The organism is Ochrobactrum sp. MYb379, from assembly GCF_037479515.1.
Classification (GTDB): Bacteria; Pseudomonadota; Alphaproteobacteria; order Rhizobiales; family Rhizobiaceae; genus Brucella.
On sequence record NZ_JBBGYW010000014.1, the window covers coordinates 87,482 to 101,227 of the forward strand.

The window sequence follows — 13,746 nt, forward strand, 5'->3', positions numbered from 1 at the left end:
CGGTACGCCATAACCGAAATCTCTTCTGGTTCCCGGCTTATGATCGAACGGCGGCATTGCAAAAATGCCGCCTTTTGTGTCTTTAAGACCTCATGACAACAGAACGCTATTTTCTCGGTATCCGCAAATCTGTCACTGGCCAGAAATGGATGGACCGGCTCGGACCGCGTGAAGCCAATACGGCGCTTGCGATCGCGCAGCATCACGGCATTTCTGATCTTGTTTCGCGCGTGCTGGCAGGGCGTGGCGTGAGCGTTGAAGGCGCGCCGGAGTTTATTGATCCTAGTCTTCGCAATCTTATGCCCGATCCGGCGATGCTGACCGATATGGATAAGGCTGCAAACCGCATCGCGGACGCTATTATGCGTCGCGAAACGGTTGCGATTTTCGGCGACTATGATGTGGATGGCGCATGTTCATCTGCATTGATGGCGCGATTTTTGAAACACTATGGCATTACCCATTCGATTTATATTCCAGATCGTATTTTCGAAGGTTACGGCCCGAACCCTGATGCCATGCGTGAGCTGGTGGCAAAGGGCGCATCGCTTATCGTGACGGTGGATTGCGGCACCAACAGCGCCCCATCAATCACCGCTGCAAAAGAAGCGGGTGCTGATGTTGTCGTGCTTGATCACCATCAGGTAGGCGGCGATCTGCCAGACGATGCGGTGGCAATCGTCAATCCGAATCGTGAAGATGATATCTCACAGCAAGAGCATCTTTGTGCGGCGGGCGTTGTTTTTCTGACGCTTGTTCAGGTGACGAAAGTTCTGCGTGAGCGGGGCAAAGGGGCAGGGCCTGACCTGCTTTCGCTGCTCGATCTGGTCGCACTTGCAACTGTTTGCGACGTGGTGCCGCTGAAAGGTGTGAACCGCGCATTTGTGGTCAAGGGGCTGCTGGTTGCGCGTAGTCAGAGCAATGCCGGACTTGCAGCACTGGGTCGTGTTTCGCGGATTGGCGAACCGCTTAATGTTTTCCACCTCGGTTATCTGATTGGTCCGCGCATCAATGCCGGTGGGCGTATTGGTGATGCGGGCTTAGGTGCTCGCTTGCTGACACTGGATGATTCCACTGCTGCTGATCCGATTGCCGTTGAGCTTGATCGACTCAATCAGGAACGGCAGGCGATGGAAGCCGAGATGCTGATTGAAGCAGAAGCAGAAGCCTCGCTAGAGCTTTCAGGTGGTGCCGGCGCATCTGTGATTGTGACGGCAAGTGACCGATGGCATCCGGGTATCGTCGGACTGCTTGCTTCGCGGCTCAAAGAAAAGGCACGTCGCCCAGCTTTTGCTATTTCATTTAATGTGAATGGCGTTGGCTCCGGCTCGGGACGTTCGATTACGGGACTTGATCTTGGCAAGCTGGTGCGCGGAGCTGTAGAAAAAGGCTTGCTCGTTAAGGGCGGTGGCCACGCCATGGCGGCTGGCATCACCATTGAGCGAGCCAAACTCGGAGCGCTTCGGGCCTTTCTTGAGGAGGAGTCTGCCGATACTGTCGCAAGACTTCGCGAAAACCAGAGCCTTTCGATTGATGGTGCGGTGGCTGCATCGGGTGCCACCGTTTCGCTTTACGAATCTTTGCAGAAGGCAGGGCCTTTCGGTTCCGCGCACCCGCAGCCGGTGCTGGCACTTCCGCATCACGTTTTGGCCGATGTACGCACTGTCGGGCGTGACCATGTCCGCGTTGTGCTGCGTGGAGCCGATGGAAAGCGTGTGAATGCGATTGCGTTTCGCGTCGCTGAAGGCGATCTGGGGCGGTTTTTGTTCAATAATATCGGCCAGAGCGTACACATCGTTGGCAATCTGTCGCTCAATCACTGGAATGGCTCTGTCACACCTCAGATACAGATTCTGGATGCGGCTGTGCCTGTTTGAATTTTCTGAACTTTTTTGTCTTCACGCTCTTGTGAAAATGGGGGGTGAATTCCCATATGATCACAGAATAAAATAATCTGTGATTACTCTATATGGGAGATACTTATGCCGGGTTCCGGAAACCGCCTGACCAAACTGACCGCTGCAATGGTCCTTGGGCTTATCGCCTCTTTTGCCGCTGTCGATTTCGCCGAGGCTCGCCGTGCAGGCGGGGGCGGTTTTGGTAGCCGTGGTGCGCGTACTTATCAGGCGCCTGCACCAACAAGGACTGCACCAAACAATGCTGCGCCTGTTGAGCGTTCAATGACGCCGAATACAGGTGCAACACAGACTAACCGTCCGGGTGCTGCTGCTGGCACGCAAAGCGCTGCAGCCGCACGTTCGGGCGGAATGTTCGGCAATTTTGGTCGTTCGATGCTTGGTGGCCTTCTTGTTGGTGGTCTGATTGGCATGCTGCTGGGTAACGGCCTTGGCGGTATGGCTGGCATGTTGGGCCTTCTTTTGCAGGTTGCGGTCATCGCTCTGATTGCAATGTTCGTTATGCGCATGATTGCAAATCGTCGTCAGACGGCAGCAGCGGGTGCAGGAAATGCTGGTGCTCAGCCTTTTAATGCTGCACAGGTCTTTGGTTCTGCAAAGACTGCTGCTCCGCAGGCAAATACTGCAAGCCGCACGCCTTCCGTTAATCCATTTGCCAACAAGCAGGCAGAAGCTCCGGCTGCGCCCGTTGTTGAAGACGAGCCGATGGATGTGGGTCAGGAAGAGCTTGATCGTTTTGAGCAGATGCTTGCAGAAATCCAGACCGCTTACGGTCGTGAGGATTATGCAGCGCTGCGCAAGCTCGCAACACCGGAAGCCATGTCGTATCTCGCAGAAGAACTTGGCGAAATCGCCTCAAGCGGTATGCGTAATGAAGTGAAGGACGTGAAGCTCCTCCAAGGTGACGTTTCCGAAGCATGGCGCGAAGGCAATGTCGATTATGCAACGGTTGCTATCCGCTACTCGGCAATCGACGTTATGCTTGATCGCAATACGGGTGTAGTTGTTGAAGGCAACCCAGATGAGCCAGTTGAAAGCGTTGAAGTCTGGACGTTTACCCGCGTTGACGGCGGTGACTGGTTGCTTGCAGCCATTCAGGGCACTGAATAAATAAAAAAGCCCGGTCTCGCGACCGGGCTTTATTTTTACCAGCTGCCGATGTTTTCAGCCGACGCCCAAGGCTCTTGCGGAGCCAGACGTTCACCCTTCTGGATCAGTTCAATCGAAATGCCATCTGGCGATTTGATAAATGCCATGTGACCATCGCGCGGTGGACGGTTGATGGTAACGCCTGCATCTTTCAGCTTCTGGCAGGTTTCGTAGATATTATCGACCGCATAGGCGAGATGACCGAAATTGCGTCCACCAGTATAGGTTTCCGGATCCCAGTTATAGGTTAGTTCCAGCTCTGGAGCGCGTTCTGCCTTGGCTTTATCCTTGTCCGCTGGGGCGGCAAGGAAAATCAGTGTGAAGCGGCCTTTTTCATTTTCAGTGCGGCGAATTTCTTCAAGACCGAACTTGTTCACATAAAAATCCAGCGATTCATCAATATCGCGAACTCGAACCATGGTGTGCAGATAGCGCATCTTCTTCTCCTGTTTTGCAGATATGCGGGTCACAAACTCAACGCTTTCCCGAAAGAATGGTTCAGTGCGTTTCGCGTGACCGCTTGAAAGAGCTGTTAACGTGGATAAGTGGCCCGCATAAAAACGCAAGTAACAAGTTGTCGAACGCCGACGCTGCCTTATGTTTTCGGCAGATCGTTTTTGATTGAGAAATTTAGGAATTAACGATGAGCGCATAAAGCCTGTGGTCATCTTCAATTGAACAAAAGATAGGGCTTGCCGCCTACGGTTAAGGAAGTGTTATTCTTTGGGCAAGAATCACGTCAGAATCGCAACGGAACAAAAGAGGAGGGACGAGCGCATGGCAGACAAATCTGTGTCAAATGACCAGTTTCGCAGTCAGGCCTCCTCAGAAGAGATTGGCGAACTCGTTGAACTCTCGGGCCATATCAAATGGTTCGACGTTGCAAAAGGCTATGGCTTCATCGTTCCTGATCAGCCGGGCTTTACTGATATTCTCCTTCACGTGACAACATTGCGCCGCGACGGCTTCCAGACAGCGCTTGAAGGCGCCCGGATCGTGTGTGAAGTGCGCAATGGTGATCGTGGTATGCAATGCTTCCGCGTTCTTTCGATGGATACATCAACGGCTGTGCATCCTGCACAGATGCCGCCACAGCGCACGCATGTGACTGTGACGCCATCAAGTGGTCTGGAACGCGTGATCGTTAAGTGGTTCAACCGCACCAAAGGCTTTGGCTTCTTAACGCGCGGCGAGGGGACCGAAGATATTTTTATCCATATGGAAACGCTGCGTCGTTTCGGAATGATGGAACTGCGTCCCGGTCAGGTTGTCCTGATCCGTTTTGGCGACGGCGACAAGGGCCTGATGGCTGCTGAAATCCATCCAGATATTGGAACGGCGATTCCTTTCTCGCACTGATTTTACAGCATCTCTTGATGTAACAAGGCTGTGAGTGGCTCTTGTGATGCCACCACCTCATTGATATTGTCCCGAGCTCAATTCCATCATTGTTCATTTCCTGACATTCGGGGATGGGCATCCAAGATGCAGGGCAAGAGCACTTCATGGGCCGCATTCTTTTCGCATTCGTTTTTCTGTTTTTTGCGGTTTCTGCGCAGGCGCAGGAAACCAAGCCCATGCTGCTGCCTTTAGATAAAGAGCCACTGACTTTCGTCACCTCAGGCGGTAAAGCCTCTTTTGCATTGGAAATTGCTGACACTGATGAAGCGCGTATGCGTGGATTGATGTGGCGCACTGATTTCCCAAAAGATCGGGCAATGCTTTTTGTTTTTGGCCAGATGCGCGATGTGATGATGTGGATGCAGAACACGCCATCACCCTTGGATATGGTATTTCTTGACGCTACTGGTCATGTGTCTGCGATCCACGAAAACGCAGTTCCTTTTTCGGAAGATATTATTTCTTCTCAGGGGCCGGCGGCCTATGTGGTTGAACTTCTGGCGGGGACTGTTAAACGGACCGGTATCAAGCGTGGTGACAAGGCTATTCACAAAGCAATCTGCGGCGAATGCCGCAGCTAAATCTGGCAAAAGTCCCACCGTCTAAAATTCAAAAGGAATGCAAAATTGAGCGCGCTCGACATCGAATATTTCGAACATGATGGTCTGCGTCTTGCGTATCGTCAGGACGGAGAGGGCGATCCGATTCTGCTCATTCACGGTTTTGCATCATCAAGCCTCGTTAACTGGGTGTCGCCCGGCTGGTTTCGCACGTTGACCGAGGCTGGTTATCGCGTGATAGCCATTGATGATCGTGGTCATGGATTTTCTTCAAAAAGCCATGACGCGGCTGATTATACGCCTAGCGCCATGGCTGGTGATGCTGCCGCTCTGCTTGATCATCTTGGCATCGAGAAAGCGCATATCATGGGCTATTCGATGGGTGCGCGTATCACCGCGTTTTTAGCCGTTGAACATCCTGAGCGCGTGCATAGTGCTATTTTTGGCGGTCTTGGCATCGGCATGGTTACAGGCGCGGGCGATTGGGAGCCGATTGGTGAAGCGCTTCTTGCGGAAGATCCATCGACCATTACGCATCCGCGTGGATTGATGTTCCGCAAATTTGCCGATCAGACTAAGAGTGATCGAATTGCGCTTGCAGCCTGTGTGATTACGTCCAAAGAACTGGTTTCGCCCGAGGCAATTGCGCGCATCATGCAGCCTGTTCTTGTCGCCGTTGGTACGACTGACGATATAGCGGGCAGTGCACAGGAACTTGCCGATATGCTGCCAAATGGACAGGCGCTTGACATACCTGACCGTGATCACATGTTGGCGGTGGGCGATAAGGTCTATAAGAAAGGCGTTCTGGCGTTTCTCGAAGAGAACCCTCTATAAGTTTCGACCAAAGCATCAACGAGATTTACGCAGTGTCAACGCGCAGCATTTTGAGATATGTTATCGGCTGAACGCGCATTGCGGTGCAGGCATAGAGCAACGGGAGTGCTCATTGCCTGCGATAAGCAAAATTGGAGTATGCATAATGTCCGTTCGTTCGAACGCAAAATTGTCCCCGTCGCTGGGACAGGTAGATCCGATCTGGCATTCCATCCGCGCCGAAGCGGAGGACGCTGCCAAGAACGATCCCGTGCTTGGAACGTTTCTTTACGCGACGATACTCAACCAGACGACGTTGGAAGATGCGGTTATGCATCGCATCGCGGAACGTCTTGGACATGCTGATTTAAGCGCTGATATTTTGCGTCAGACATTTGATGCGATGTTCGAGGCCAATCCCGAGTGGTCTCATATCGTGCGCGTCGATATTCAGGCCTTTTATGATCGCGATCCGGCGTATAGCCGTTTCATGGATTCTATTCTTTATTTGAAGGGATTCCACGCCATCCAGACGCATCGTTTGGCGCATTGGCTTTATAAGGAAGGCCGAAAAGACTTCGCTTATTATCTGCAAAGCCGCTCATCATCGATCTTCCAGACCGATATTCATCCTGCCGCCCAATTTGGTAGTGGTCTTTTTCTTGATCATGCGACCGGGCTTGTGGTTGGCGAAACAGCTGTCATCGAAGACAATGTGTCGATTCTACACGGAGTAACACTCGGCGGTACAGGTAAGGCCAGTGGAGATCGCCATCCAAAGATCCGCCATGGCGTGCTGATTGGTGCTGGCGCGAAGATTCTCGGCAATATCGAAGTTGGTCATTGCTCTAAGATCGCCGCCGGTTCTGTAGTACTTAAGCCAGTGCCGAACAATGCGACGGTCGCTGGTGTTCCTGCAAAGGTTGTCGGCGAGAGTGGGTGTTCTGAGCCATCTCGCGTTATGGACCAGATGCTCGGTGAGGCTGCGTTTGGCGAACATATGTATGGCGAAGGCATATAGCTCTATTCGTTCAGCAAAACCATAAAACTGACTGCTGCTGGCTTTTTAACCAGAGCGGACTATATGTCTGAAAAGCTATTCCAACTAACGGTGCATGTGTTCATTCGCGCGTGCGTTAGTGCTTTACATCAAACAATGCCGGGTGCATTACACCGGCCTTAATTCAATATCAGGAGAAGCCGGTTGAAACCCGAAGAACTCAAGAAACTCGACGCATATTTCAAGCGGACTTTTAACAATCCTGGCCTTCAGATTAAGGCGCGTCCACGCAAGGACGATTCCGCTGAAGTCTATCTGGATGATGAGTTCCTGGGGCTTGTCTATAAGGATGAAGACGAAGGCGAACTCTCCTATAATTTCTCGATGGCTATTCTCGACGTCGATCTCTGAGATTTTTTGCAGTTAAATAAGACGCCCTTTCTGCCTTGCAGAGGGGGCGTTTTTTATTGAGTTGATGCTTCCGCGTGAGCGCCTTAAAAAGTATTCTTAATCAACGTGCGTGCTGGGAGAAGCTATGAGGCCGTTAATTTTGAGTGCTGTAGCGTGTGGTGCAGCAATATTTTTGAGTTTTGCTGTTTCTCCATCGGTTGCTCAAGCCATTGATGATGATGGTACATGTCCTGAACTGGCTCAGAAAATGAGTCAGATTTATTTTGGGTTTCCCGAAATTGTTGATGGATCTATTGAGCGTTTTGCGAGCTGGAAGGCATCTTGTGCGGCGAAGGCGCCTGCCGGTCTGGGCAATATTGTTGCTTTATGCCAAGGAAAACTTCAGGGAGATGGAAACGTTTTTTTCTGGATTAAGGCAGCTGTTGAAGCTGAGAGCAGTGGCTATGAAATCTGTGATGACTAATCATGGAAAAGAACGATGATGATAAGCAGCTTCCGCCATGGCTAGACATTCGTAAGCGGAAGACGCGCGAAATCAAGCCCTGTCTTGCCAATCAGACGAAATCGGAAATGTCGAAGTTTTCGACTGGGTCACTTTGGGCGAGTACGGTTTTGGGTGGGTGCGTGTCATTCTTCTCGTTTCGCAGCGCCTACGAAAATGTAACCGCTGGCAAAATGGTGATTTCTTCCCAGATGGGAAGGCTGCGCAGCATCTTTCGCTGGCCGGATGATTGGGGGATTTTTTCCACTATCGTTGGACTAAAATTGTCGGCTGGCATCATCTTTCTGATTGCAACGCTTTATTGTCTGCAAGCCGCATTTCGCTCCCATGATAAATAACGCATCATGTTTCGAGATTCTTTGATGGAGGAAAGCCGATGCCAATCTACGTCTATAACGGACATAAGCCGGAGTTTGCTGACCGTGCGAGTAATTGGATTGCGCCGGACGCGACGCTGATTGGTAAAGTTCTCGTTGGCGAGAATGCTGGCTTCTGGTTCGGTTCCGTTCTGCGCGGCGACAATGAACCGATTACGGTGGGCGCGAATACCAATGTGCAGGAACACACCATCATGCACACCGATATTGGATTTCCTCTGAGCATTGGCGAGGGCTGCACAATTGGCCACCGTGCGATTCTGCACGGCTGTACGATTGGCAATAATACGCTGATTGGTATGGGGGCGATTATTCTGAACGGTGCGAAGATCGGTAATAATTGCCTTATCGGTGCGGGTGCGCTTGTGACTGAAGGCAAAGAATTTCCAGATAACTCGCTGATTGTTGGCTCGCCAGCGCGCGTTATCCGGGAACTTGATTTTGCCGCGGCTGAAAAACTGAAGCTGTCAGCAAAGCATTATGTTGAAAAAGGCCAGTCTTTTATGCGCGGTCTGGAACCAGCATAAAAAAAGGAAGGGGAATGACGCCCTTCCATTTTTAACAGGGGTATTTCAGCAGGATCAGTTGCGAATGCTGCTGACGAAAGTGTCGCGACCATCTTTAATGGAAACCCATACGCCGGTGTTCGTTGTGGACTGGCGTTTGAGGTAGGTGTAGTCGGTGTCATTCCAGAGCCGCACGCGCTGATCCATATTGTCGAGAATGAAATCGCCGCGGTCTGTGCGCACGGTCAGAACTGCGTGACCCTCACCATTCGGTTGGCGCACGACAGTCATGAGCAGTGTGTTGGCTGGAATGCCGAGCGCAATCAGTTCGCGGCGCTTGAGCAGCATATAGTCATCGCAATCACCGGCAGTCGTTGGGTATTCCCAATATTCTTCGTGGCCCCAGACTTCCATGTCAGTGCGCGGAGCGATTCGTTCGTTGATGCTGGCGTTGATCGTGACGATTTCCTGCCAGACTTTCTGGTTGAGCGTCAGCGGCGCGCTATTCTTATTCAATATGCTGCATTCAGCAGGATGACGCTCACAAAATTCATAGTGACCAATCGGCTGCGACGTGCGTTCGCCAGTCGGCATCCAATGCGATTTTGAAGCAGGGCTTGCGGCTTGCGCAAAGGCGGTTCCCAGCATCAGCATCAGGACTGCGATGATTGTCTGCTTTGTCATTCTTTTGTCTCCCTGTTGGAAACAAGAATGCGTGCAAGACTTTGAGAGTGGGGAAATTCAGACGCGAAAATGCTAATCTAATTTGAATAAAACTGAACTGAATGCTGCAAGGTTTTGTTCAGAAATAGCGTATTTCAGCTAATATTAGCGTCATTTATGGCCTTTTGATGCCCAATAGAGCCCGAAGTGCAATTTGCAAATCCGTAACCTTAGTGCGCGTTTACCTTTTGGTTTGCACTGGTTCAGGCTTTGCCGCCAGTGATCACGCGTAGTTGCGGAATATCACGGCTGGGCACAGGCGCTGCCCAGCGTTGCCGTCCGCTGGTTGCATTCATTGTAATGGCAGAAGACTTGCGCTCTTCTTGTGCAACAATCAGATCAGGCGCTAGCGGTTCGATTCGGTTGAGATTGCCCAGTACGATTGGATCCGCACCGGCCCATGCAATGTCATCAAGTACGGAAATGCTACCGAGCAAGTTCAATCTGCCATCATCGCTGATTGAAAGCGGTGCGAGCAGCATTTCAAATGAGAGACTACGCCCCGAAAGACTAATGCCGTCATTGTGGCTCAAGGCTGGAACCAGAAATTCATTGATGCTTCGCGTCAGCTCATGAAGGGCAGGGCGATTACGCTCCGGCCAGAGAGCCAAAAAACGGGTCGTTTTAAGTTCACGCCCGAACAGGGTGCAGATTCGGGTTCCGGCGAGACGAAAGATCATCTGTCCTGAATTATCTTCTTCCAGAAAGAACAGATCCGACAAATGCCGTCCAAGTTTGCGTGGCTGAATAGATTCGCGCGAAGGCGCATAAAGGCTACCGCTCTGGCTCAGTGCCAGTCGCTGCCATTCGCTGAAAATTGCGATCGTGCTGCGGTTTTTCATCTTGCGCTGCTTATTGCTCGTCTGTGTTTGCGGGCTTTGCCCATCGCTCAGCGCATTAAAATAGTATTAACGGCGGGGACGCCAGCTTAACCCTTTGTTCATCCACGGAGGATGTCTGTTAAGGTTAACAGGAAGTAATAGTTGCAAAAAATCTATTATAGCGCTTTGATGGCTTATCAGAAGAAGTCATTGTCTTGGTTGACTTTTTTCTGATCTCCAGATTCCGTCTCGCAATGTTCAGATATTTGCGACAAGGCCGTACGGTACAATCCGGCGGCCTTTATTTTTAACGAATTGTCACTTATCTAGAATCATTATTTTGAAGACAGTTAGCTGGAAAGCGGCGGTTCATGAGCATTCCTCAGCCTGATATGCGCGAAAACACGAACTCCTCTCGTGGAGGAGAGCCGATATTCAATATACCGGGTGTTGTGCTGGCATTGATGGCCATTTGCGCCGGCGTTTATATTTATCAGAACTACATTATCAGCGAGCAGCAGAACTATGCCTTCATGCTGAATTTCGCGCTGATTCCGGCGCGGTTCTCATTGGCGGGTGGTTTCACTGATCCGGCAGCCCTGTTCACGCTCATCAGTTACTCGTTTATGCATGGCGGTTTGGCGCATATCGCGGTCAATATGATCTGGTTTGCGGCTTTCGGTTCTCCGCTTGCGGGTCGTATTGGCACCGGACGAATGATTATCTTCTGGGTTCTCACATCGGTCGTTGCCGGACTGACACATTACGCGATCTATCCTGAGAGCGTGACGCCACTTGTCGGGGCTTCGGGTGCTATTTCGGGCATGATGGGTGCTGCTGCGCGTTATGGCTTTCGCCGAGTAGGGCATGGACGCAAATCTGAATTTGCAGGGCCCGTTTTGCCGATTGGTCTTACATTGACGTTGAAGCCTGTGCTGACATTCGTTGGCGTTTGGTTCTTAATCAATATTGTGACGGGCCTTTATTCGACGGGCGGCGCGGACCTCTCGGGAATCGCATGGGAAGCGCATATTGGTGGATTTGTTGCGGGCTTTTTCGGTATTGCCTTGCTGGATAAGCCACGCAATTACGATGCCGTGATCCGGCGCAGAGGTTAACTCTCCCTATTTCGCACGCTTGCAAAGCGGCGCATCAAAGCGCACCATTATAGGAACACAGCTGGAGGAGCTGCGTTAGAATCATGGGACATGTTCCCTTGATAGATTGCTGAACCTTGGGAGGGACTTTGGCATGACTGTTAGATCGATTCTTGAAACCAAGGGCAGGGAAGTCGTTATCATCAAGCCGGATGATACGCTTGCACACGCCATTGCCATTCTTGCCCAATATAAAATCGGCGCAATTGTTGCCTGCGACGCCGAAGGCCATATCAAAGGCATTCTTTCTGAGCGTGACGTTGTTCGTGCAATGGCGACGATGGATGTGGAAATATGGAAGCGGCCGGTTTCGGACTTCATGACGGCACAAGTGCAGGTATGCCGCGAGCATCACACCATCAATCAGGTGATGGAAATTATGACGCATAACCGTTTCCGCCATATGCCGGTTGAAGAAAACGGCAAGCTTGCGGGAATCATTTCAATCGGTGACGTCGTGAAGCGGCGCATTGAGGATGTCGAGCAAGAAGCGGAAGATATTCGTAGCTATATTGCAACCGCGTAAATCTTTATCTGGAGCGTGAAAAACGCTCCAGATATTAAATTAAGCCGATTCGTCAGGCTGAGCGACGGGCGCGCAAATAGCGCTCGGCGGCATAGAGCGAAATTGCAGCGGCGTTGGAGACGTTCAGCGATTTGATTTCACCGGGCATGTCGAGACGTGCCAGTGCGGTGACTGTTTCGCGGGTCTTTTGGCGAAGGCCTTTGCCTTCTGCGCCGAGGACGAGCGCAACGCGATCACTGTTGAGCGTCGTTTCCATTTCATTTGCTCCTTCAGAATCAAGACCAATGGTCATGAAGCCAAGGGAATGAAGCTCTTCGATTGCATCTGCGAGATTACGCACTTCGATATGCGGGATAATTTCCAGTGCACCGGAGGCCGCTTTCGCCAAAACACCGCTTTCTTGCGGGCTGTGTCGGCTTGTCGTGATGATCGCGCCTGCGCCAAATGCCACAGCAGAACGAATGATCGCGCCAACATTGTGCGGATCAGTGACCTGATCAAGCACCAGAAGCAGTGGGCTGTCTTTCAGTTCCGAGAGCTTTTTATGACGAAGCGGTTCCGCTTCGATCATAACGCCCTGATGCACGGCATCAGAACCTGTTTCCTTGTCGATTTCTTTTGGTTCGACGATTTCAACAGGGAAGGGCAGGTTTTCAGCTTCGCCAATTTCGAGGCGAGCGAAGCCATTGCGTGTGGCGCGCATACGCAAAATCTTACGCGCGGGATTCTCTACTGCTGCACGTACGGTATGCAGGCCGTAAAGACGGACTGTACCATCGCTCACGCGACCAGCAGGGATTGGTGCGCGTTGCGGTCTGTGCGGCGCTTTGCCTTCAGACGATGCTTTCTGGTCGCGATGTTCGCGACGCAGGCGTGCATAGTGAGAATCTTTTGGGGTGTGGGAAGAGTTTTTATCGTTCATGAGGCGCTTATATCCTGTCCACAACAGGGAAGATAGCATGTGCGATTTTATTTAAGACAAGAAATAACTGGCCGCTATAGCCGTCAAATCCCGGTTTCACGCGGTTCTGGGGCGTCTCGCATCTGTTGATATGTGCAAGCTGTGGAAAGTTCTGCATTCTTTTCACTTTTACCCTGTTGACAGGAGCGACGCATATCGGCATAAGCCCCCTCGCAGAACGACGGTACGGCCCAAACGGGCAGCCAGACATTCTGCACAAAATGCCTAGTTACTCGACTCTGCTGATAGTGATATTAGGAGGAATGCCCGAGCGGTTAAAGGGGACGGACTGTAAATCCGTTGGCTAAGCCTACGTTGGTTCAAATCCAACTTCCTCCACCACTGTCGGATTAGAGTTTAGAGTATGCGGGTATAGCTCAATGGTAGAGCAGCAGCCTTCCAAGCTGAATACACGGGTTCGATTCCCGTTACCCGCTCCAGTTTTTGTGAGCGGATAGGCGTAAGGTATCATCGACGGGCGGTTCGCCGTTCCGTTTTGGCATAAATGTCGGCGCGAATGTCTTTCAGGCTTTTGTGCGGGCGCTCGAGCGGTTCTAGAACAAAGAGAACAACGGCGATGGCAAAAAGCAAGTTTGAACGTAATAAACCACACGTAAACATCGGCACCATTGGTCACGTCGACCATGGCAAGACCTCGCTGACCGCAGCGATCACCAAGTTCTTTGGTGAATTCAAGGCATACGACCAGATCGATGCTGCGCCAGAAGAACGCGCTCGTGGTATCACCATTTCGACGGCACACGTTGAATATGAAACCCCTGCACGTCACTACGCACACGTCGACTGCCCAGGCCACGCTGACTATGTTAAGAACATGATCACCGGTGCTGCTCAGATGGACGGCGCGATCCTCGTTGTTTCGGCAGCTGACGGCCCAATGCCACAGACCCGTGAGCACA

17 protein-coding genes and 2 tRNA genes are annotated in these 13,746 nt (G+C 51.5%); 15 read left to right on the forward strand and 4 right to left on the reverse strand.

All coding sequences use genetic code 11. The features are described from left to right. The first annotated feature begins 92 nt into the window (after window positions 1-92). Together recJ and WH356_RS19580 are read left to right on the forward strand one after the other, a co-directional pair. Window positions 93-1,877 (forward strand): single-stranded-DNA-specific exonuclease RecJ, encoded by a 1,785-nt coding sequence (gene recJ, locus WH356_RS19575; protein ID WP_339513807.1) that lies wholly within the window; start codon window positions 93-95, stop codon window positions 1,875-1,877. A gap of 105 nt (window positions 1,878-1,982) precedes the next feature. After that, window positions 1,983-3,026, forward strand: coding sequence for a Tim44 domain-containing protein (locus WH356_RS19580; protein WP_339513809.1), 1,044 nt, complete (start codon window positions 1,983-1,985; stop codon window positions 3,024-3,026). A 35-nt stretch (window positions 3,027-3,061) separates the two neighbouring features. On the opposite strand, the gene gloA is transcribed toward WH356_RS19580, so the two are convergent. Further along, window positions 3,062-3,502 carry a lactoylglutathione lyase gene (gene gloA, locus WH356_RS19585; protein WP_339513811.1) on the reverse strand — a complete coding sequence of 147 codons (441 nt, stop codon included), beginning with the start codon at window positions 3,500-3,502 and terminating at the stop codon, window positions 3,062-3,064. Between the two features lie 340 nt (window positions 3,503-3,842). Between gloA and WH356_RS19590 the strand changes: the two genes are divergently transcribed. The 8 genes from WH356_RS19590 (at window position 3,843) to WH356_RS19625 (ending at window position 8,659) form a co-directional block, all read left to right on the forward strand. Then, entirely contained in the window at window positions 3,843-4,424 is a 582-nt protein-coding gene (locus tag WH356_RS19590) for a cold-shock protein (RefSeq protein WP_250044582.1), read from the forward strand. A gap of 146 nt (window positions 4,425-4,570) precedes the next feature. Then, a complete protein-coding gene (locus tag WH356_RS19595; protein WP_339513815.1) occupies window positions 4,571-5,047 on the forward strand; it encodes a DUF192 domain-containing protein in 477 nt (158 codons plus the stop codon). A 45-nt stretch (window positions 5,048-5,092) separates the two neighbouring features. Further along, on the forward strand, window positions 5,093-5,863 hold the full coding sequence (locus tag WH356_RS19600) for an alpha/beta fold hydrolase (RefSeq protein ID WP_339513817.1): 771 nt from the start codon (window positions 5,093-5,095) through the stop codon (window positions 5,861-5,863). 145 nt (window positions 5,864-6,008) lie between these two features. Continuing rightward, window positions 6,009-6,863, forward strand: coding sequence for a serine O-acetyltransferase (gene cysE / locus WH356_RS19605; protein ID WP_339513819.1), 855 nt, complete (start codon window positions 6,009-6,011; stop codon window positions 6,861-6,863). Between the two features lie 183 nt (window positions 6,864-7,046). Continuing rightward, complete coding sequence (locus tag WH356_RS19610) at window positions 7,047-7,253, forward strand: DUF3126 family protein (protein WP_095446832.1); 207 nt, start codon at window positions 7,047-7,049, stop codon at window positions 7,251-7,253. A gap of 124 nt (window positions 7,254-7,377) precedes the next feature. Beyond that, a complete protein-coding gene (locus WH356_RS19615; RefSeq protein ID WP_339513822.1) occupies window positions 7,378-7,716 on the forward strand; it encodes a hypothetical protein in 339 nt (112 codons plus the stop codon). A gap of 2 nt (window positions 7,717-7,718) precedes the next feature. After that, the gene (locus tag WH356_RS19620; RefSeq protein ID WP_339513824.1) at window positions 7,719-8,093 is read left to right on the forward strand and encodes a hypothetical protein; all 375 of its coding nucleotides are present in this window, start codon (window positions 7,719-7,721) and stop codon (window positions 8,091-8,093) included. A 38-nt stretch (window positions 8,094-8,131) separates the two neighbouring features. Beyond that, window positions 8,132-8,659, forward strand: coding sequence for a gamma carbonic anhydrase family protein (locus WH356_RS19625; protein WP_339513826.1), 528 nt, complete (start codon window positions 8,132-8,134; stop codon window positions 8,657-8,659). A 54-nt stretch (window positions 8,660-8,713) separates the two neighbouring features. Here WH356_RS19625 and WH356_RS19630 read toward each other — a convergent pair whose 3' ends face one another. After that, entirely contained in the window at window positions 8,714-9,322 is a 609-nt protein-coding gene (locus tag WH356_RS19630) for a transglutaminase-like cysteine peptidase (RefSeq protein WP_339513828.1), read from the reverse strand. 242 nt (window positions 9,323-9,564) lie between these two features. Continuing rightward, on the reverse strand, window positions 9,565-10,203 hold the full coding sequence (locus tag WH356_RS19635) for a PAS domain-containing protein (protein ID WP_339513829.1): 639 nt from the start codon (window positions 10,201-10,203) through the stop codon (window positions 9,565-9,567). Window positions 10,204-10,553: 350 nt separating this feature from the next. Between WH356_RS19635 and WH356_RS19640 the strand changes: the two genes are divergently transcribed. Continuing rightward, window positions 10,554-11,300: a rhomboid family intramembrane serine protease gene (locus tag WH356_RS19640; protein WP_339513831.1), complete on the forward strand. Its 747-nt coding sequence runs from the start codon at window positions 10,554-10,556 to the stop codon at window positions 11,298-11,300. A 133-nt stretch (window positions 11,301-11,433) separates the two neighbouring features. Continuing rightward, window positions 11,434-11,865, forward strand: coding sequence for a CBS domain-containing protein (locus tag WH356_RS19645; protein WP_339513833.1), 432 nt, complete (start codon window positions 11,434-11,436; stop codon window positions 11,863-11,865). Window positions 11,866-11,917: 52 nt separating this feature from the next. Here WH356_RS19645 and rlmB read toward each other — a convergent pair whose 3' ends face one another. Next, complete coding sequence (rlmB, locus tag WH356_RS19650; RefSeq protein WP_339513834.1) at window positions 11,918-12,787, reverse strand: 23S rRNA (guanosine(2251)-2'-O)-methyltransferase RlmB; 870 nt, start codon at window positions 12,785-12,787, stop codon at window positions 11,918-11,920. Window positions 12,788-13,083: 296 nt separating this feature from the next. Here rlmB and WH356_RS19655 point away from each other — a divergent pair. The 3 genes from WH356_RS19655 to WH356_RS19665 form a co-directional block, all read left to right on the forward strand. Further along, a tRNA-Tyr gene (locus WH356_RS19655) sits at window positions 13,084-13,168 on the forward strand. Between the two features lie 24 nt (window positions 13,169-13,192). Continuing rightward, window positions 13,193-13,266 (forward strand) — tRNA-Gly (locus WH356_RS19660). Window positions 13,267-13,403: 137 nt separating this feature from the next. After that, the coding region (locus WH356_RS19665) for a GTP-binding protein (protein WP_339513836.1) at window positions 13,404-13,746 on the forward strand (343 nt) is incomplete at its 3' end.

Coding starts and splice junctions, on each gene's coding strand:
- WH356_RS19635 (WP_339513829.1), bottom strand. CDS start 10,203: ATGAAAAACCGCAGCACGATCGCAATTTTCAGCGAATGGCAGCGACTG.
- WH356_RS19630 (WP_339513828.1), bottom strand. CDS start 9,322: ATGACAAAGCAGACAATCATCGCAGTCCTGATGCTGATGCTGGGAACC.
- WH356_RS19590 (WP_250044582.1), top strand. CDS start 3,843: ATGGCAGACAAATCTGTGTCAAATGACCAGTTTCGCAGTCAGGCCTCC.
- WH356_RS19595 (WP_339513815.1), top strand. CDS start 4,571: ATGGGCCGCATTCTTTTCGCATTCGTTTTTCTGTTTTTTGCGGTTTCT.
- WH356_RS19580 (WP_339513809.1), top strand. CDS start 1,983: ATGCCGGGTTCCGGAAACCGCCTGACCAAACTGACCGCTGCAATGGTC.
- WH356_RS19645 (WP_339513833.1), top strand. CDS start 11,434: ATGACTGTTAGATCGATTCTTGAAACCAAGGGCAGGGAAGTCGTTATC.
- gloA (WP_339513811.1), bottom strand. CDS start 3,502: ATGCGCTATCTGCACACCATGGTTCGAGTTCGCGATATTGATGAATCG.
- WH356_RS19625 (WP_339513826.1), top strand. CDS start 8,132: ATGCCAATCTACGTCTATAACGGACATAAGCCGGAGTTTGCTGACCGT.
- WH356_RS19615 (WP_339513822.1), top strand. CDS start 7,378: ATGAGGCCGTTAATTTTGAGTGCTGTAGCGTGTGGTGCAGCAATATTT.
- cysE (WP_339513819.1), top strand. CDS start 6,009: ATGTCCGTTCGTTCGAACGCAAAATTGTCCCCGTCGCTGGGACAGGTA.
- rlmB (WP_339513834.1), bottom strand. CDS start 12,787: ATGAACGATAAAAACTCTTCCCACACCCCAAAAGATTCTCACTATGCA.
- recJ (WP_339513807.1), top strand. CDS start 93: ATGACAACAGAACGCTATTTTCTCGGTATCCGCAAATCTGTCACTGGC.
- WH356_RS19620 (WP_339513824.1), top strand. CDS start 7,719: ATGGAAAAGAACGATGATGATAAGCAGCTTCCGCCATGGCTAGACATT.
- WH356_RS19640 (WP_339513831.1), top strand. CDS start 10,554: ATGAGCATTCCTCAGCCTGATATGCGCGAAAACACGAACTCCTCTCGT.